We start from the raw sequence: 18795 nt of genomic DNA, 5'->3' as shown, positions 1-18795 counted from the left end.
TCGTTCTTGGCGTTGGCGGTCGAGGAGAGCAAGTCGTCTCTCCGTTGGGCGGTTCCACTGTGTTCTTACCCCGATCGCTGGACAGCTCAGCACGACTGGAAGGTGACCAGCGCAGTTCACCGTGATCAACTTGGTCAGTACGCTCTCTCTTGGAACATCCAGAGACGGGGAAGGTTGATCCTGACAATGCAACAGGAGATGGTCCAATGGCCCTAGACCGAGAAGATCGGATCCGGGAACGCGCGCATGAGATTTGGCAGAGAGAGGGCACCCCCGACGGGGTAGCTCTTGATCATTGGATTCAGGCGGAGAAGGAAGTGGATGCCGAGCTTGGCGGCAAGGCGGCGGATAGCGAACGAGATCCGGATAACTTGATAAGCCGCCCCCCGCCTCCGAGTTGATTCTCATTCACGCCTTGCTTCAAAGCCAGGGTGCTCGGAGCACAGTCGGTCGTGTGGCCTTATGTGGATGGGCCAGCGCCGAATGCTCAGCAGCAATCAAGCCTACACATTTGCCGAAGGTTCGCTGTTGCCCTCATCATTGTCCTGGTCGTTGGCAAGCGACTTGACCATAGCGACGAACGTCCGCCGAACTTTTTCGCTCTTGATGTTCAAAAAGGCGCGGTTCAGTGCCAAGCCGTCGCCCGAACTTAAGAAGCTTGCAACCGTGACAGTCGCATCATCCAACGGGACGGAACGTCGAGTCTCAAGGTCGTCAAAGAAGTAAGAAATCGGGACATCCAGAAACCGCGCTACGGTCTGCAATCGGCTCGACCCGACGCGATTGGTGCCCTTCTCGTACTTTTGGACCTGCTGAAAGGTGATCCCCAGATGTTCCGCTAGCGCGGCTTGAGTAAAGCCCAAAATTGCGCGGCGCTGCCGAATGCGCCGTCCAACCTCAATATCAACGGCATTCGGCGCCTTGATCTGTGCGCTCGGCATCATCGGTCTTCTCCTCCCCAGGACACGTCGGATCTTCTCCCTCAATCCTTACATCAGGGCAGGACAAAGTACGACAGAATGTGTGACGCTATACAACGGCTTGCGACGGCGGTCGCGCCGGCGCTAGTCGTCGGAAAAGGCTCCAGCAATGTCCTTTCGTAGTTTCCGGACTGCGCGCTTCTTCTTCGGAGTTTCTTCCAGCTGAGATAGAACAGCGGCTAGCGCTTGTTCTGCACTGGCCTTCCGGATGGCGCTTCGTTCCATGGCACCTTTGAAATTCGGGGGCGGGGACCCCGAGGCAACACCAATGGCCACTTTTCCAGCGTCCCTGTAATCGAGAGAGCGTCGTCGTTCGTGCGATAAGCGCGGAGTTGCGCTGGCAGTAGTCGATGCCGCGTGCTTGTCCACGAAAGCGCCGCCAGGAACGATCGCTGCCATTCGAGAGTGGTCGAGCACGGCCTCCTGCGCGACGATCTCTGTCGTCGGACCTGTCACACGGAGTTCCTTTGCCTGGCGGAGCGGTCGCCAGGCGCGCGGCGCGAGGTGTCGATCGGCATAGTAGAGATTCCGGACGCCGAAGATCGGTTGCTGGTTCCTGATCTTGATGATGCATCGGCTCTCGTTCATCGCGCCGAGTTCGTCCGGACGCATTAACGGCCGCATCGCCGACCTGTGCGACATGGTCGCCCCCTTCCGATCAAAGAGGGTGGCGCCCGTGGAAATGGCCTTGTCGATCGTCACGTCCTTCCGTTCGCCGAGCAGTTGCGAAACATAGCGTTGATCCTCCGGATCCTGAGCGCCGAGGAAGATCTGGACGCGGGCAGAGTTGACGAGCGTCTGCCGGCCCTCGCGCGTGTAGACATTGTCGACGGCGCGAAGCGACTGGACGAAGAACCAGCACGGCACCCCATAGCCCCCTAGGACGCTCGCGGCCGTAAGGGCGTTTTCCAGCTTGCCGAGGTTCTGAAACTCGTCGAGAAGAACCAGCACCCTGCGTTCGCCTTGGCGCATCATGGTGCGCGACATGTAATCCATGAACTGGACCATCAGCACGTTGAAGATCGGCCCGATCGAGCCGACCTGCTGGATGCGGAAATCCAGGTATAAGCTCATGTTTTCCCGGCGCATCGTGCGAATGTCGAAGGTCGATCGCGCCGTTGCCCGCAGGATGCGGTTGTTCTTGAACGGGCGCACTGCCGCTGCAAGCGCACCGTAGACGCCGTCGAACTGCTTGCTGGCCATGACCGCGAAGCGGGCGAGCGTCGTGTAGGTGAAGGAACTGACCCATCTTGCGCGCAAAGCAGGGTCGGTGGCCTCCTCCAACCAGGCGCGCAGCGACCGGTCGCCACCCTCGGTGATGAGGAGAACCCTTCCAAGGTTCTTGTCGTCGTCGGGAATGTCAGGGTTTTCCAGAACCCAGGATATGACGCCGGCCAGCAGGGCCCGCGCATCGAAGACCCAGTAGGTATCGCCCTTCGGCGTGGGCAGAAGGGCCGCCGCGATTGCGTTGATGTCGATGTCGCGCTGATCGGGATCGATGGCGACAAAGTCGAGCGGATTATAGCATTCCGTTTCGCCCTTTTCGTCCGCCGGCGAGAACCGCAGGACGCGCGAGAATTTCGAGCGATAGCCGGCCGTCGCCTCGTAGGTTTCGCCGCGCATGTCGAGCACGACGATGCTATCCGGCCAGAGCAGGCAGTTGGGGATGATCAATGCGGCGCCCTTACCCGATCGGGGCGGGCCGATGACGAAGCCGCCGACGTCGTCGCCATCGACCCAGAGCTTCTTTCCGCCGAGCAGCAGAGGTCTTGTGCGTCGGCGCCGCGCGGATCCACGCTCGGTGAACCGGCCCGGGACCTTGACCAGGCTGCCGCCGATCCGCCCGACGAAAACCCCGCCGGTTCGCGTCAGGCCGAGGGCTTGAGCCTCGAAGGGTTTAAGGAACCGCGCATCCGTCGATTTTCTCTTTCCGGCTAAGGCGGCGACGAGCACCGACGCGCCGATGATCAGGCCGGAGGCGGCCGCGATGGCAGGCCTATGCCATTTTCCAACGGCAAGATCGAGTTGCGCGGCCCGGTAGGATGCAAGCATATCGTCCTGTAACGCCTGAAGCATCGCGGCCGAGTTGTCGAAGGCATAGACGAGACCGGCGTAAACCAGAGAGGCCGCAACCGCGGAGATGGCTGCGGCGAGAACCAGCCCGAGCAGGAGGATTGCCGGGTTCAAAGCCTGTCTGCCTTCGTGAAGACGATTTCCGAGACGACCCGGCGTCCGTCCGGGAGGCGCGCAAGCTGCACGACCACGGGGATGACGTCCTTCAGATAGTCGATGATGTCCCGTTTCTGCAGCGCAATGCCGCTCTGCATCACCATGAGCGCCAGGCGCTCATACGCCGAGCGTGCCGAATTGGCGTGGACCGTGGTCAGGGACCCGGGATGCCCGGTATTGATCGCCTGGAGGAAGGAGAACGCTTCGGTGCCGCGGAGCTCGCCCAGCATCACCCGGTCCGGGCGCATGCGCAGGGAGGCTTCCAGCAGTTCCTGCGGCGTCACCTTGGCGCGGCCCTGGCTCCCTCTCGACGCAAGCAGCGCCACCGTGTTCCGGGTAGTTGGCTTCAATTCGCGGGTGTCCTCGATGGTCACGATGCGCTCGTCCGCCGGCACGTCCTTCAGGAGGGCGTTGAGAAAGGTGGTCTTGCCCGTCGACGTGCCACCGGACACGACGATCGAAACGCGCGAGCGCACCGCTGTGCGAAGAAACTCCATGGCGTCGACGCCGGCGTGCATCATGGCGGTGAGTTCTTCTTCGACAGCCGAAAGCACGAGGCGCCGCCCGATCCGGGTCTGCTCGAACGCGCCGCATTCCCGATAGACCTCCAGTCCGATGTCATGGATGACCTGCTTGCGGATGGAGATCGCACCGCCTTCGGGCGCTGCCGGGGGCAGAACGCATTGAAAGCGCTCTCCTGTCGGCAGAGACGCCGACAGGATGGGATGTTCATCGTTGACGACCTGGTCGGTGGAGCCCGCCACGCGCTCGCTCAAGGTTCGTATCCACTCGGCGGTAAACCGGCCGTCGACAACCCGCTCCATTTCGCTCACGCCAAGTCGCTCGATGAAGAGTTCGCCCGGACGATTGATGGAAATCTCCGAGACGCGCTCATCCGAGAGGTAGGGCCGCAGCCGCTCCAACGCTTTGACGAGAAACGGGAACGGGCTCATTTGTAGACCGGCGCAATCGGGTAGTAGGGGGTCGGATCGACGCTGCGTCGGATCGCTCCGCCGCGCCGCAGCCGCGTCATCTCCTCCCGCAGCGGGTCGGCATAGAAATCCGAGAAATCCAGATCGCGCCGCAGATAGACGATGATGGCTTCGCCCTGGGCGACATGGATGGTCGGCGGGATCTTGGCGCTGTTTTTGAAGGCCTCATTGGCGATCTCCTGGAGAATGCCCGATGATTTTTCCGCTGCAATCGAACGCGCCTCGCTCGCGGTGCGGCTCGGTTCGGTCGTGATCGTCGTGACCGCGCCGGTGATCGGATCGATTGTGGAGATAGTCCGGGCGGCCTCCGTGGCCGTATCGCCCAGCGCCGAGACGAACTCTGCGGCGCCGCCGATCACCGAGAGCATGATCGCGGAGCCGAAACGCTTCCAGAAATGCGTGTCGATCTTCCCGGTAAGTCCCGCGCGGCCAAGACGGTCTGCGCCCGGCGAGGCGATCTCGACGGAGAGGCCGTCGGACCGAATGACCCGCGACCAGACGACAAAGATGCGCTTCTGGCCTCGCGCCATCCCGGACTTGTATTCCCCGATCAGGCGCGACCCCTTGGGAATTAGAATGCGTGTGCCATCGAGCGAGCGAACGTCCTCGCGCACGACGGCGCGCACCATCCCGGGAAGGTCGGTGTTGATCGCCGTTTCCAGAAACCCCCTGATCATCGTGCCCTGGGCAACAAGCGCGTCCGTTCGATCGAAACGCGTCGCCTTGACGATGCCGGCGGCCCGCTTTTCCGATTGTGCCAGGAAAGCCTTGTTCGCATCGCTTTCAGCGCCGGGCACGGCGACGAGCTGGCCGTCTTCGGCGATCGTCACTGATTGCTCCTCGCCGGCGAGGCTCTCGCGGCTATTGCCGTCGATGATGATCTGGTCCGAGCGTAGCCGCTCCCACCGCGCCTTTTCTTCCTCCTCGCGACGTTTCGCTTCCAGTTCGGCGAGACGCGCCTCTTCTTCGGCGCGGCGCCGCTCTTCCTCTGCCCGCCGACGCGCCTCCTCGAGCTGGCGCAGCTTTTCCAGATCGTCGCCCTGGTTGACCGTGACGTTGACGGTGCTGGCATCGACCTTCTTCTCCTCTTTCATCGGGATTTGCACCAGGTTCGGATCGGCCGCCTGCTTCACCGGCTCCTCGGGAAAATTGCGGATGCTGGCATTGGAAGTTTCGAAGGTCTCTCCCGTGCCATCGATTAAGGCGGATGTCTGTTGCGCGCCCGGCCAGTTCACATAGGCCAGCACGCCCGCGCCGACGGCAAGGAGGAGAGGAAGGGCGAGCTTGCCGAGACGCCCCTCGCGTTCGCGTGCGACGCTGCTCCGTCCGTCGAGGTGATCGAAGTCGATCCTGCTCATCGCTGGCGCTCCTGCGTTCCGCCGAGACGTTTCGGCCCGTAGGCGTCCTCGATGAGATCGAAGGCTTGACGGTTGGCCTGGCGGTTATAGAGGCAAAGCCACCTGTCGCCGGCGCGCAGCGTGAACTGCGCGGCGATCTTGTCGATGACGACGTACCTGCCTTGCGTGCGAAGGTTCACGAGCGACTCCTGCCGCTTGCCCTCGACCACGAAGATGGCCGGGATTTCGTTCGGGAACTCCAGATACATCTGGGTGCCGTCGTCGAAGGCGACGCGCGGCTTTAGGCTGGAATCGCCCCGGAACACGTAGTCGTAGTTCAGGCGGCTCGGATCGAGATCCTTGAGGAGCGGATCCTTGACGCTCTCTTGCGCGGCGGCGAGCAGTCGGGCGTTAACGTCCTCGTCGGGATATTTGAAGCGGACCTGGAACGCCGCGCGCAGATCCTCGGCGGCCGAGCCCTTCAACAGCAGTGCATAGACGCGCTGGTTGGTGACGATGTTGACGTTCGTCTCGGCATTTTCCCGCAAGGGCTTCACGAAGAGAATGCCGGATCCCTTCTTTGGAACGATCGACCAGCTGGCCGTATCGCCGGCTGAGATCGTCTCGATCGTCTCGGCGCTGCCCAGCTGGATCATCGTCGACACGCCGAGACCTGCCGGCACGGTCACGACCGCATTGTTGTTGAAGGTGATGTAGCGGATGCGAGGATCAGCGGCCCCGGACGCGTTGGCGAGGGCAAGCACGGCGAGCGCTGCAAAGGGCGAGAGCGATTTGTGCATCATTGTACCGCCTTGTCCGCCGGCAGGGTCTCAGGCAGCGTTTCCTGGTCACGCCGGTACTCGACCACCTGGAAGCCAAGCGGATTGTCGAAACGGTATTCGTTCTTCAGGGGCGCTGTCGTGTAGCGGAAACGAACCACCGAGACCCAATGCTCTCGCTGCAGGGTGTTCTCACGCCGTGTCTCGGTCGAAAAGCGGACGGTTGCCGTCGACGCATTGAGGAATGAGGCCGACTTGACGGTGACGGCGATGCGGGTGTTGCGGCCGAGCACCTTGTCCTTGGACCGTGGGTTCGAAGGCTCGAAGTCTTGGCGGAGATCCGAAGCGGCCTGACCGGTCGAATAGAGCTGGGCGAGATCATAATTGTCCTTCAGCGCCCGGGGATCGTAGGTCTCGCGCGCCCGGATGTAACGGACGATGTTAGCCGTCTTGATCGCGTCGTTTTCCGACAGCTTGCTTTCGTCCAGGGAGCGGGCGACCTCGACAAAGCCCGTGGTCTTGTCTGCAATGACGACCACAGCTTCAAACTGCTTCAGAGGCACAAGGAGATTGAGGGCGCTGAGGCTGAGCATCGTGGAGGCGCCGGCGACTGTAGCGACAGTCCAGGCGATGCGCCGCGAGCGGCGCTCCTTCCGGTAAAGCTCGATCTCCCAGGAGGCACCTGCTTTCCAGTAGGCGGTGAGATCATGCGGGGGCGTCTCATGTGTTTGGCCGGTCAATTCTACACTGCTCATCTTGGTGTCCAACAACCGCCCGCAAGGGCGGAGTTAATTATAGTTTACGAGGCGGGTCGTGTGACGGCGCCGCGCCTGGATCGGTTCGTTGGCACCCCGATCATCGATTGATCAAGGGCGTCCGCCTTGGGTGCGCCGCCGCGGCGTTAGCTGCACCACCGCATCAGCGTCTTCTCCGAGGCTGTGTTCGAGAAGAAGAAGGAACGCTCGGTCTCGACCTCGATCCGGACCGTGTCGCGGTCCCCGTCCGTTTCATCGGCGCCCGCTTCGATCCACAGGACATCGAGCACATAAGAGCCGCCGTCCTGTTTGACGGACAGCACCTTTCCGGAGGTCTTGTTTGCGCCGATCCCCTGGTCCTCGATGTAGATGAACGCCGCCGCCGCCGCTTCGCAGCCGGCTTCGGCCGGTGCATAGGCGCCGGTGACCAAAGGGAGGATCGAGCTGGGCGATTGCGCCCATGCCGAGGTGGGCAGCATCCCAAGGATGGCGGCGATTGCCGAAGCAGATTTCATCATCGTGAACCTCCCATTCAGAAGTCGAGCAGTGCTGCAAGGCTATGCGCGTACCCGGCCAGCGTGTTGTAAAGATCGATGAAATACTCGGCGAGAGGCTTGAAGAAGAGCACGACGAGTAGAAAAACGAGGCAACCGAAACCGCCGCCTTTCTTGGCCGCGAGGCGATCGCGCTCTGCAGCCTCTTTGTTGATCTGAGCCTGCTGATGCAGAGCTGCATGATAACGACGCGGATCGTTCCAAGGGTGCATGTAAACTCCTTCGCAAAAGCCGAATCTGATAAGTCTTGCTTATCGTTGCTTCGCCTCAAAGATGGCCGTTCTTCTCAGTTTCCCGCTGGAGCGCGCGCGCGCGGGCCTTCACAACATCAAGAGATGTCCGTCGACGAGCAAAGCCGGTCCTCAAGATTCGTGCGCGACTCGAAAACTGGTTGGTGGAGCGGATAATCGTCTCCTTGCCTCCGCGAAATGACGCGGTTCCCTCACCCGGCGCGGCGCTTCCCGTTATAGCCGCTGCGAAAGCCGGAATGAACCGGAAGACCACGATTCCGAGAAGGCACACGATCACGAAGGGCGCGACATAGGAAAGCTTGCTCTCCGTCGCGGTGTTGTTGGCCGTGTTGATGGCGAGCTCGATCAACTGATAGAGGAAAGCGAGAAACGCCATCATCAAGGTCTGCGTGACCATCAGATTGACCATCAGCAATAGCCAGCCATCGGTAAAGCGGAAGGTCCAGCGATAAAGCGCCAGGATGATGAACACCGGCGCGAGCGCCAGCGTGATGAACAGCATCAGCTTGGCGGCCAGGATCGCGGCAGCCGCCACCGCGATAAAGATCATCGCAACCACGAAGACCACGGCGCCGATCAGCGCGCCGACATATTCGAAGGTGCCGGTCGCAACCTGTTCATAGACCTTGCCCGCGGTTTCAAAGACAGCGTCGAGGATCTTCACGACGCCGGTCGTGTCGTCCGTTCCGCCGTCAAGAACGCCGCCGGAGCCGGCGATCGATGCGATGATCGTGTCGGAGATCACATTCGGCACGGACTGCACCAGCTTATAGAGCGTTGCCGAAAACGCCGCCCAGTTGGTCGCCATGAAGTAGATGAAGAAGGCGCGGCCGAGCCGCCAGGCTGCTTCCGGCACGGAAAACCCGGCTCGCCCTGTGAGGATCATATAGCCCCACCAGATCACGTAGAGGGTGAGCATCGACCCGAACAGGACATTCACCTGCAGCGCGAGCCCGTCATAGGCGTTCTTGATGAACGTCTCGCCGATAGCGTCGATCTTGGAGAAGATGTCGGAGATGATCGTGGTCGCCGCCATGCGCTCACGCCTTCAGGACAGGCGTGAAGACGGCGTTGACCGGCAGTGTCGGCCCGCACAGATCCTCATTCTCGGCGTATCCGGATATCGGGGGGCAGGGGGCCTTTTTCTCCCCCTTCGCCTGGCAGCCGGAGACAAGTACGAGGCCGGACAGCATGATGACAACGAACGATCGCATGCGGCCTCACTTGAACGGATTGACGTCTTTGTATTGCAGCATCTTGGCGGTCTCCGACTGCTGCGTCAGCCGCATCTGCATCTCGGTGTTCAGCGCCGAAACCGCGCCATTCGAGACGCCGATGAGCTCGTTGATGGTGCGCGCCGTCTCCAGCTGCATCCGGGTATTGGCATCGACGGAGCCTTTGACGTCCTCTGCCGAACCGATCTGGCCGGTTGCCGATTGCAGCGATTGCTCCCGCTGCGACACCCCGTTCGAGGCCTGCTGGGTCAGCGCGGAGAGCAGGGCAACCGTGTTGACCGCGCCGGAAAACGCATTGTTCATTGCCCCGGAATCCTCGCCTTCGACGATCGCCTTGACCTGTTTGACAAGTTGAAGTCCGTTGATGAGCGTCGCGGCGATGTTCTGGGCATCGGCGCTGAGGCCACCGAAGGAGAGCGTGCCGCCGTTCATGATCGAGGAGAAGGACGGTGCGGCGGAGATCGACATATTCCCGCCGAGGCCGGCCGACGAGATGCCCATGGAACCATCGCGGTTGCCGGAAAGCGCTTCAAGGATCTCTTTCGTCTTTGCCAGAATGTCGGCGTTCGTTTTCATGATCTCACCGGTGTTCTGGGCATTCTTCCTGGCAACGGCGAGGTTCGTCTTGTCGATCACCGGAATGTCGGCAAGCGCAGGCGATGCGAGGGTGAGGGCGGTGAAGACGGTGAGAAGCCTGTTCATGATGCCTCCTATTCGGCAGCGTTGGCGGCGTTCTGGATGGAAAGGAGCGTATTGCTGATCGCCGTGTCCGACGTGCCGGAGGGTATGACCGACGCTTCGCCTTGACCGACCGGACCGATGGCACACTCGGGCCACGCCTCGAGCGGCGCTTTCATCTCGGTCAGGATGACGGGATCGCAGCTGTAGGGATTGGCCTTGGTATCGGCCTTCAGGGCCTTGGACGTTTCCGACGCCTTCGAAAGCCGCATCTGCAGGCGCGCCTGCAGCAGCTCGTTGAAAAGGGTTCGGGTGGAGATAAGGGTGTTCAGCAGTTCGGCATTGAGTGCGCGGGCCTGCGTGTTGTCGTCCCAGGCATCCTGGTAGATCTCCGAAGCGCCGACGGTGGCCGAGAGCGCATCGATGCGGCGTCCTGCGTCCCGGGCGCGTGCCGTCGCCGCGTCGATCCCCAAAACACCGTGATCGACGGCCCGGGCCGCCGCACGGTTGGAGCCGCGGGTGGTGCCGGAGCCATAGTCGACGTAGGACTTGAACGCCGGTGAGGGAATGTCGTCGATATTTGAGCCCCCGGCATAGGCATTGAACCAGGCGTGGTTGCGTCCGACCTTGCCGGCCCAGTTGCGCTGCTCGTCGGGCGTTGAGCCGTTATACCAGGAGGCAAGGCAGCGATAGTCGGTGCTGCCGCACTTGTTGACCCCCAGCCCCAGATATTTGACGCCGCCCTCGATATTCTCCTCGTTGATATCGCGGTCGAAGCCCATGCCTCGGCCGGTCCGCTTGGTCAGCTGCATCACGCCCTTGACGCCGGTCGGCGAGCCGGAGCACGTGGAGATACCGGACTCCGCATGCGCCACCGAGAGCGCAAGGCCCACCGGCACATTGTGCTTTTGCGCATAGTGCCGGATCAACGCGACGTTTCCGGCGTCCTCTTTCACCGCCTGTGCGGGAGAGCGATAAAGGCGCCGGCTCTTCTCTTTGCGGGAGATGTTGCAGTTCGTGACTGTCTGTCCTTTAAGCCGGTGACCTTGGGTCTCCGTGTCCTTGCGGGAATGGCCCTCATCCTCCGCGCGCTTTTCCTGAACGTCGTCGTCGCGCACGGGAATATCCGCCAAAGCTGCGGGGGTCGAGATGGCTGCCATCACGATCGCGAGAAGGAGGGGCACCCGGCTACGCATTCCCGGCCCTCGCGATGTCCCATCCGCAGAAATGGGGCAGCCAGGCGGCCGGGTCTTCGCCGTGCACCTCCCGTAGCGCCTGGCATTCGCGCACGGTCTCGGGGCGCCCCGACAGGACCTTCACGAGATCCGGCATCGCCGAGAGGTCGAGGCGGGCAATGATGGAATCCTGGGCGTGCTTGACCAGGAAGGTTCGGCTCGCCTTGTCTGCCTGCTTGACGAAACGGAACTCCTTCTCGGAAAGGCCAAAGGCTTTGCGGTAGCTGTCCTCGTCGGCTGCGGCGTTGGGGAAGAAGATGTTGGTCATCGTCTGTTCGATGATCGTGTTGCTGAGATCTGACCGCACGACGTCGGCGGCCGACTGCGTGCCGAAGCCGACGATGCCGTTCATCTTGCGGATGGTCTTGAGCCAGTCCTTGATGAAGGAGGCGAAGACGTCGTCGTCGAGGAGTCGCCAGCCTTCATCAAGAAAGATCATCGAGGGTCGGCCGTCGAGGATCTCCTGGATGCGATGGAACATGTAGAGAAGGGCCGCCGAGCGGGTTCGCCGATCAGACAGGATCTCCGTCATATCGAAACCAATCAGTGCGCCGGCAAAATCGATCCTGTCGGCCGGATTGTTGAAGAGCCAGCCCTTGTCCCCGCTCGTCCATTCTTTAAGGCGGTCGGCAAGGTCGCCGATGCTGGATCGCATCCGCCCGCGCAGGGCCTCGGCCAGCATGTCGAGGCGGCGCTGTGGGCGTTCGAAATCGGTGTAGATGCTGTCGACGGCATCGGAGATGACGGCCATCTCCTCGGCATTGAGCACCCGGTCAGACGGCGTGACGAGGTAGGAGACCAGGGTCTTGCCGAAACTTCGGTTGGCCGGCGTATCGTCGAGCTGCAGCGGCGCAAAGCCCGTCGGCCCGCCCGGCGACAGCCGCTCGTATCGCCCGCCCATGGCCCGCACGAAAATCTCGCCGCCGCGATCCTTGTCGATGAAGACGCAGCGTGGCCGCGGTTCAACGCGCATGCCCTGCGCCAGCAGAAACGAAAGCGCCACCGTCTTGCCCGAGCCGGTCGGGCCGATCACCGTGAAATTGCCGACGTCGGCCTCGTGGAAGTTGAAGAAATAGGCGGTCTGGCTGGTAGTCTCCAGGAGCGAAATCGGCAGCCCCCAATGAACCTTGTGCGTCTGGCCCGATGGGAAGTTGTGCGCGGAAAACAGCCCGGCGAAGTTGACGGACGAAATCAGCCCCTGGCGCGCGATATAGGCGAAGTTCGCCGGCAATTGCGCCCACCAGGCCGCCTCCTGGTTTAGGTCTTCGCGAACCGCGACGACGGCCATGCGCGCCAGTTCGGCCGTGACATCCGCGACGGCGCGGTTGAGACGGGAGAGATCACGCTCGAGCACGGCCACCGTCATATGGTGCTTGCCGAACACGACCTCGCCCGAGGCCAGCCGGTCGCGGGCCGTCTCGATATCGTCTTCCACGGCAGTCCCGCCGTCGTCGGAGTTGGAGATCTGCCGGCTGATCGTCGCGATCGCCTCCGTCACTGTCGTGCGATCCTCGGGGGCGAAGGAGTGCGTGAGAATGAACTCGTAGGGAAGGCGCAGCAGCCCGTCGAGTTGGCCGGGCGTTGTCATCGGAGGGTATTCCTTGATCGACACCATCGCTGCGACCTTGGAACGCGTGCCGTCCGAGGACCAGATTTCCGCCGCCTTGCGGCCGAACAGGATCCGGCCGGTGCCGACATAGTCGGCGAGCGACATGCGGGGCAGGGGCATTGCGCGCGCATCGCCGGCGGCGAGGATCTTGGCGAAGAACTCGGCTGGCTCCGAATAGAGCCCTCCGTCGCGCGTAACGCAGGAGAGAACCTCAGGCCGATACGATCGGAAATCGCCGACGATCCCCGCGACCATGTCATTGAGGTCCCGTAGGGCCTCATCCCTCGCTTCGGCGCCGCCATCTGCCTTGCGGAAAGCATCGAACAGACGATCGACCTTGCCCGCCCGGCCGGTCATCGGCCGCCGTATAACCGTGAGATACAGCTCGTTGACGAACATCGTCCTGTGCTTCAGCCCGGCCATGTAGCGGGCGTTCAGCTCCGCGGCGAAGGGATTATCGAAGTCGCCTTCGATGTCGGGCTCGATCTGGCGGCGGATGATGGTGGCATAGAGGGCGAAGCGCGATGATCCGAGCGAGCGGACGGTCATGTTGCGGTTGGCAAGACGGGCATTGATCTCCGCCTGATCCATCGTCTGGTAGGGCAAACCAGACAGCCGGATCACCTGCAGCAGCAGGCCCGCCTTGGTGACGATGGTTTCCTCATCGACGTGCCGGAGGTAGGGGACGTGGGTGCCGATCCCCAGGTCCCGTCCACGCTCCCGGCCGAACTTCAGGTCGTGATTGACGATGCTCATGGGGCGTAACTCACGGCTTTCCAGAAGCGTCTGTTGCGGACCGCCCGCCGCATGGACAGGCTGACTTGTGCGACGCGCACGATGTGGATGTCCCGCTGGCAAAGGTAGAGCCCGACGAAATGGATCGGCAGGACGACCAGCGGCGCGAGGAAGTTCGACGATGCGATGAAGACGACGATCCCGAAGATGCCGTTCACCACGAACACCATGATGTCGACCCCGAAATACATCGGCGGCCGGGTCAGCGGCTGGATAAGCGGTTCGACATCGGGCGCATCGTCGCGCATGTCAGATACCCGCCGAAGACTTCATGGCATCGACCAGTTCTGCTGCGCCAAAGATCATCGCGATGCCGATCACGATGGAGATCGCGCCCTGCCAGGCCATGCGCCCGGTCAGGAACAGGAAGCCGAGGAAGCAGACAGCGATAATGGCGAGCGAGCGCGCGACGCTACCCTGCAGGACGCCGACGAACCATTCGAGAATGCCTTCGACGGGGGCGGCCGACTGCGCATAAGCGAGCTCCGGCACAAGCGCGATGGAGGTCGCAAGCACAGCCAGGGACAGGATGGTCTTTCTGCGGGCGCGCGACGGGACGGGTAAGATGCTCATGCGTATGTCCTTCGGTTTGGAGCAAAGAATGGAGGAGGCGGCGCTACTCGGCCGTCCAGACGTGCTGGTCACGCCAGGGCGAGGGGGCGAGGGCGACCGTGTCCTCGCGGGCAAGGCGGATTCCGCCGCGCTTTTCCGCGGCGATCGACGCCTTGGCGTTCAGCGACCAGCGGTTCATGACCTTGGCGATATAGAGGGTGGTTTCGTTGAACTCCGGGATGCCGCCCTTCTCATAGACGCGCGCGGGCCCGGCATTGTAGGCGGCGAGCATCAGCAGCGGATCGTCGAACTCGCTGTAGAGCTTTTTGAGATAGCGGACACCGGCGCGAATGTTGGATTCCGGGTCGCAGCGATCGGCAACGCCATAGTCCGAAGCGGTTTCCGGCATCAGCTGCATGATGCCGACGGCGCCGGCCTCGGAGACCTGCCGCTTGCCGCCAGCGCTCTCGACCTCTGCCACGGCGAGCGCGAGTGCCGGGTCCAGCGCCTCTTCCTTCGCAATGGCTTCGATCATCTTGGAAACGCGGTGGGTCTCGACAGGCGCGCAGGCATTCGCGGTCGTGGCCGAGAGAAGAACGAGGAGTGCGGAGAGGTGGATTTTCAAAGCGTATTCCCGGTTGATGCTCGATACGAATAAACTATAATTTATTCGCCGGATAAATTCGTGTCAACAGGGGAAGGTCGAGATGATCTTTAGAGTGCAACCCAAAATTATAGCGACTGTCACGCTCCTTCTGGGGCCGGGGATCGCCGCATCCGCCGCCGAGGGCGTGGATCCCTATGCGGAGCCGCCGCCGCGCTATCTGCGTCAGTTCGCTGTGGAAGGCGTCAAGATCTTTGTCCTCGAACGGTTCGACGCCGCCGGAAATCTGGCCGCGCGCACGGTGGAAAGGCTCACGAGCGATGTGATCATCGACGGCCCGATAGAGCGCGCGCTCGCGGGCTGGCGAATAAGGCTGCGCGGCTTGAATCCGTGTCCCTCGGAGTCCGTGGTCTATAATCGCATCCAGGTGTGGCGTTGCGCTGACGCGGCGAAAGACTATGCCGGTGTCGTCTACAACCGCCGTGCCAGCGTCGTTCTCTGCAAGACCCTCGTTCTCGACGAAGACCGCGATCGAGCCCTGCCAGCCTCCTGTTTCCTGCTGGTCGGCGGCGAGGGGGAGCCGCTTCGGACGGTTTACGATGACGACAGCATGGTGTACCTGGGCCTTGCCGCGATTGCCCGAACGCCGGATGGCCGTTCCCGGCGCCAGGACCTGGAGGCCTCTCAGGCTCTCTCTCGATCGATGGGGTTCCAGAATGCGGACTGAGATGTCGACGCTCCTCATGCTGTTATCTTCATGGCCGGCGGCCGCAGATGGGGGGGCTATGTCCTTTCCGGCTGCGGTCCAGTTCGAGACGGGCGACACGTGGGTTCACGAAGATTCGAAATTCAGGCTGTTCGGCGTGCAAGCCTGTCTCCGGGATACGCGATACAGGCTGCCTGACGGCGAAGAGGGCGATTGCGGGCTGCGCTCGATCGGTGCATTGGCGGCGCTGTTCTCCACGAACACCATCGCGTGCCAGCCGGTCGGGACGGCAAAGGACGATGCCACCTTCGTCGTCTGCGCGGCCGAGGTGGGAGATGCGGCCCTGGATGTTGGCACCGCATTGATCTCCTCCGGGTTCGCCTTTGCCGCCGTCCAGCCGTCGGGCGCCGCCGTGCTGCCCGCTTACGCCGTCGCTGAGGGCGTGGCGAAAGAGGATGGCAGTGGCTTGTGGGCGGGACAGTTTGTACATCCAAGCGCACTCCTGCTCCGCGGCGAACAGTCAGAGGTCTCTGAGGTCGAGTTCGAGGGCCTCCAGGATGGCGGCGATCTCCATCACAGTCAGCGTCTCCCAGGCGCCGCGGTGGAGTAGCCGCAGGCGCTCCAGAGGGAGGCCCGTTTGGTCAGCCAGATCCCCAAGAGGCCTGTTCTTTCGCGTCACCTGGTCGGCAAGTGCCATCACGAGCTCGGATGCGGTTTGGATGGTCATGACAGCTCCTCGAACGGCTTCCTGCGCGTGCCTGGGCGATGCTTCGACGCTTCCCCGGCTGCCTGAGCGCGCCTGGCCGCAGCGGCCACACGCGGGTTCTATGGACAACCGTTGCGGGAAGGATAGATTGCGGCCTGTGCACATTCCAAGCGCGGAACGCGTCGAAAGAGGAAACTATACTTTAAACTTTTGTGAAGTGCGGAGGCACAGGCATGCGCGAGGAAGCGCGAAAGACGCGGTTGGAGGGCGAACGGGCCGCGAAACGCGCAGAATGCGGCCCCAAATCACTCTTGAATTGCAGAAATGGAAGCTCCAGTTCGCCGGCGACGAGAATTTGGCGATGGCCGTCCGGTTGCCGTTTTCGATGCTTCATGTAGAATCTCCAACGGCTTAGACTTCTCTGCCCTTACTATTGCCCTTTGGAATAATCGCCCTGTCCATGATGAAGTCCTCTCTCGATCATATCCCGCCCCGCAAGCAGCGAGAGCTGGCGCGCGCTATCGAAATCCTGCACGAGGAGTTCGAGGATGCGTTGAAGGAGGGGACGGCAGACTTCAAGAAGCGCGGGCGCATTCTGAAGATCATCCTGTTCGGCTCTTACGCGAAGGGCGGTTGGGTCGACGAGCCGTTCACGATGAAGGGCTACCGGTCGGATTTCGATCTGCTGGTCATCGTCAACCACCGTAAGCTATGCGATTTCGCGGCGTTCTGGCACAAGGCCGAGGATAGACTGAACCGAGATCCTCTGATCGATACACCTGTCAAATTTATTGTGCATTCCAGACGCGAGGTGAATTCTTCTCTGAAGGAAGGGCGGTACTTCTTTTCCGAAATTCGCCATGACGGCGTCGTTCTCTATGAACTCGACGATGAGCCGTTGGCGGAGCCTGGCATCCTTTCGCCGGCGGATAGATTGCGGATTGCGAAGGAGTACTTTGACGATAGGTTCGAACTCGCCGAAACCTTTATGAAAGGAAGCCGCTTTTACGCGGCCAACGGGAATCTTCGTGTCGCTGCCTTCGAATTGCATCAAGCGCTTGAACAAGCTTATTCGTGCGTATTGTTAACGCTGACGAACTACGCGCCACCATCGCACAACGTCAAATTCCTCCGCTCATTGGCCGAAGAACAAGATCGCCGGCTGACTGACGCATTTCCCCGCGACCAGCATCGCGAACGAGCCTGGTTCAATATATTAGGCGAAGCCTATGTGAAGGCTCGATATTCAAAGCACTTCCAAATCAGCGCTGAGGCGCTTGCGTGGCTTGGAGAGCGCACCAGTCTCCTGCTCGAACTGGTGAAAGAAGCCTGCCTCGACCATTTGAGCGCTCTCAAGCGGGAAGCGAGCTGAATCTGCGAAGGTCCACCTTCATCGCAGCCAGATTATAGTCGTACGTTCATTATTCTACAGCGTCCATTCCTCTGGGGGTTTAATGGGAGTAGAATTTAAAGTAATCGTCGCACAAGAAGTCCAATGTGGTGATACATTGCTCTTGGAGCTCTACTTCACTTCCGATAAGGGTTACTTATCGATGGTAGATAATCCAAGCCAAAATCATACGCGGTTAGGAACCGCAATATTCGGATAGAGTTCGTTTAACGATTCGTTTATCATGATTTCAATGGCTTACGATCTCGCGAAAATCAGCATGACAGCCCTGATGGAGCCGGCTTTCCGCGCCGCTATCGCGCTGACGCGTCTGGACGAGCGCATAGCCCGTTCCCCAGTTGGCGCGGGCTGGATCGAACGCACCCACTTCGCCGATGCCTGCGCCTCGTTGTGGATCGACGGCGAACTCGTTCAACTCGAAGACGTCGTCCTCCATGACGCCACGAAAGATATTCGCACTCCCACCCACGAACTGACCATCGCCCACGATGTGTTGCGCACCCGTCGGCGGATCACCGGCCAGTCCGCAGATTGGGCGCTGTCGCCTGACGGAATTCGCACTCTTCGAACAACAGCGGAAATCACGGCGGCCCAAACGGATGAAACGCCGGTGGTCGGCGCCACCAGGCGGGTGGTCGCCACCGATCCAATAGGGGAGGGGGAAGATGTTGAAGACATCGAGGATCTCCCCGACATCGACTACGCCGCGATCGATGCGGTGCTCGCCCGCTCCAAGGCGGCAATCGATGACGCTATGCGACCAAGCCAAGCAGCGGACAGCCGGTCTGCCGAGAGGAACCCGCTCGTTTACGATCTCGACTGGTACGAGGATGCCCGGCTGGAGGAATGGCGTGGCGTATTGCGTCAGGCAGAAAACCTGCCGGCAGTGCTGCAAGCAATCATCGCCCTCGATGCCTGGAACGAGCTGTCCGTGCTTCAGCACGCACCCTGGCTCGGCCGGCTGCTTGCCGCGTCGATCCTGAGGCAGTCCGGCATCACCACCGGCGCCCATCTCGCGGCCGTCAATGTTGGCCTCAAAACGATCCCCGTCGATCGGCGCCGGCATCGCTGCAGGGAGACTCGGCTGCTCGCTATCGCCCGGGGCCTTACCGCGGCCGCAGAGATCGGCATGAAAGAACATGACCGGTTGGTGTTGGCGCGAAAAATGTTCGAGCGGAAGCTGGAGGGGCGTCGCACTTCATCGAGGTTACCGGAGCTAGTCGAGCTGGTGATGGCGAAACCGCTGGTGTCGGCCGGGATGGTGGCCAAGACGCTGGACGTCACGCCGCAGGCGGCGCGGCGGATCGTGATGGAGCTCGAGCTCCGCGAGATGACGGGGAGGGGGAGGTTTCGGGCGTGGGGCGTAGTATAATGGTGGCGCCAACGT

20 protein-coding genes are annotated in these 18795 nt (G+C 61.7%); 5 read left to right on the top strand and 15 right to left on the bottom strand.

Annotation, left to right across the window (positions count from 1 at the left end):
- The first annotated feature begins 206 nt into the window (after positions 1-206).
- Positions 207-401, top strand: a complete 195-nt coding sequence (locus tag V8U06_RS19210; RefSeq protein ID WP_427142045.1) for a DUF2934 domain-containing protein — start codon at positions 207-209, stop codon at positions 399-401.
- Positions 402-503: 102 nt separating this feature from the next.
- On the opposite strand, the gene V8U06_RS19205 is transcribed toward V8U06_RS19210, so the two are convergent.
- The 15 genes from V8U06_RS19205 to V8U06_RS19135 form a co-directional block, all read right to left on the bottom strand.
- Complete coding sequence (locus V8U06_RS19205; protein WP_427142124.1) at positions 504-941, bottom strand: helix-turn-helix domain-containing protein; 438 nt, start codon at positions 939-941, stop codon at positions 504-506.
- Between the two features lie 123 nt (positions 942-1064).
- Entirely contained in the window at positions 1065-3167 is a 2103-nt protein-coding gene (locus V8U06_RS19200) for a type IV secretory system conjugative DNA transfer family protein (RefSeq protein ID WP_427142044.1), read from the bottom strand.
- Positions 3164-4162, bottom strand: coding sequence for a P-type DNA transfer ATPase VirB11 (gene virB11, locus V8U06_RS19195; protein ID WP_427142043.1), 999 nt, complete (start codon positions 4160-4162; stop codon positions 3164-3166). Before virB11 ends, V8U06_RS19200 begins: the two co-directional genes overlap by 4 nt.
- Complete coding sequence (gene virB10 / locus V8U06_RS19190) at positions 4159-5559, bottom strand: type IV secretion system protein VirB10 (protein ID WP_427142042.1); 1401 nt, start codon at positions 5557-5559, stop codon at positions 4159-4161. Before virB10 ends, virB11 begins: the two co-directional genes overlap by 4 nt.
- A complete protein-coding gene (locus V8U06_RS19185) occupies positions 5556-6341 on the bottom strand; it encodes a TrbG/VirB9 family P-type conjugative transfer protein (protein WP_427142041.1) in 786 nt (261 codons plus the stop codon). Before V8U06_RS19185 ends, virB10 begins: the two co-directional genes overlap by 4 nt.
- Positions 6338-7072: a virB8 family protein gene (locus V8U06_RS19180; protein WP_427142040.1), complete on the bottom strand. Its 735-nt coding sequence runs from the start codon at positions 7070-7072 to the stop codon at positions 6338-6340. Before V8U06_RS19180 ends, V8U06_RS19185 begins: the two co-directional genes overlap by 4 nt.
- Before the next feature lie 146 nt (positions 7073-7218).
- Positions 7219-7590, bottom strand: coding sequence for a hypothetical protein (locus V8U06_RS19175; RefSeq protein WP_427142039.1), 372 nt, complete (start codon positions 7588-7590; stop codon positions 7219-7221).
- 14 nt (positions 7591-7604) lie between these two features.
- Positions 7605-7838 carry a hypothetical protein gene (locus tag V8U06_RS19170; protein ID WP_427142038.1) on the bottom strand — a complete coding sequence of 78 codons (234 nt, stop codon included), beginning with the start codon at positions 7836-7838 and terminating at the stop codon, positions 7605-7607.
- Positions 7839-7893: 55 nt separating this feature from the next.
- Positions 7894-8913: a type IV secretion system protein gene (locus tag V8U06_RS19165; protein WP_427142037.1), complete on the bottom strand. Its 1020-nt coding sequence runs from the start codon at positions 8911-8913 to the stop codon at positions 7894-7896.
- Between the two features lie 184 nt (positions 8914-9097).
- Positions 9098-9814, bottom strand: coding sequence for a type IV secretion system protein (locus V8U06_RS19160; RefSeq protein ID WP_427142036.1), 717 nt, complete (start codon positions 9812-9814; stop codon positions 9098-9100).
- An 8-nt stretch (positions 9815-9822) separates the two neighbouring features.
- On the bottom strand, positions 9823-10908 hold the full coding sequence (locus V8U06_RS19155; RefSeq protein WP_427142035.1) for a transglycosylase SLT domain-containing protein: 1086 nt from the start codon (positions 10906-10908) through the stop codon (positions 9823-9825).
- Positions 10909-10978: 70 nt separating this feature from the next.
- Positions 10979-13390 carry a VirB4 family type IV secretion/conjugal transfer ATPase gene (locus tag V8U06_RS19150; protein WP_427142034.1) on the bottom strand — a complete coding sequence of 804 codons (2412 nt, stop codon included), beginning with the start codon at positions 13388-13390 and terminating at the stop codon, positions 10979-10981.
- Positions 13387-13677 (bottom strand): type IV secretion system protein VirB3, encoded by a 291-nt coding sequence (locus tag V8U06_RS19145; RefSeq protein ID WP_306035903.1) that lies wholly within the window; start codon positions 13675-13677, stop codon positions 13387-13389. Before V8U06_RS19145 ends, V8U06_RS19150 begins: the two co-directional genes overlap by 4 nt.
- 1 nt (position 13678) lies before the next feature.
- Positions 13679-14002 (bottom strand): TrbC/VirB2 family protein, encoded by a 324-nt coding sequence (locus V8U06_RS19140; protein ID WP_427142033.1) that lies wholly within the window; start codon positions 14000-14002, stop codon positions 13679-13681.
- 43 nt (positions 14003-14045) lie between these two features.
- Positions 14046-14606 (bottom strand): lytic transglycosylase domain-containing protein, encoded by a 561-nt coding sequence (locus tag V8U06_RS19135; protein WP_427142032.1) that lies wholly within the window; start codon positions 14604-14606, stop codon positions 14046-14048.
- 82 nt (positions 14607-14688) lie between these two features.
- On the opposite strand from V8U06_RS19135, the gene V8U06_RS19130 reads away from it, so the two are divergent.
- The 4 genes from V8U06_RS19130 (at position 14689) to V8U06_RS19115 (ending at position 18780) form a co-directional block, all read left to right on the top strand.
- Entirely contained in the window at positions 14689-15312 is a 624-nt protein-coding gene (locus tag V8U06_RS19130; protein WP_427142031.1) for a hypothetical protein, read from the top strand.
- Position 15313: 1 nt separating this feature from the next.
- Positions 15314-15901, top strand: a complete 588-nt coding sequence (locus V8U06_RS19125) for a thermonuclease family protein (RefSeq protein ID WP_427142030.1) — start codon at positions 15314-15316, stop codon at positions 15899-15901.
- A gap of 556 nt (positions 15902-16457) precedes the next feature.
- Positions 16458-17369 carry a nucleotidyltransferase and HEPN domain-containing protein gene (locus tag V8U06_RS19120; RefSeq protein WP_427142029.1) on the top strand — a complete coding sequence of 304 codons (912 nt, stop codon included), beginning with the start codon at positions 16458-16460 and terminating at the stop codon, positions 17367-17369.
- Positions 17370-17631: 262 nt separating this feature from the next.
- Positions 17632-18780 (top strand): RHE_PE00001 family protein, encoded by a 1149-nt coding sequence (locus V8U06_RS19115; protein ID WP_427142028.1) that lies wholly within the window; start codon positions 17632-17634, stop codon positions 18778-18780.
- Positions 18781-18795: the final 15 nt, after the last annotated feature.

Source organism: Shinella sp. G-2 (assembly GCF_050172695.1).
GTDB lineage: Bacteria > Pseudomonadota > Alphaproteobacteria > Rhizobiales > Rhizobiaceae > Shinella.
The sequence above is the reverse complement of the archived record's forward strand: the minus strand, read 5'-3'. Positions and strand labels throughout refer to the sequence as shown.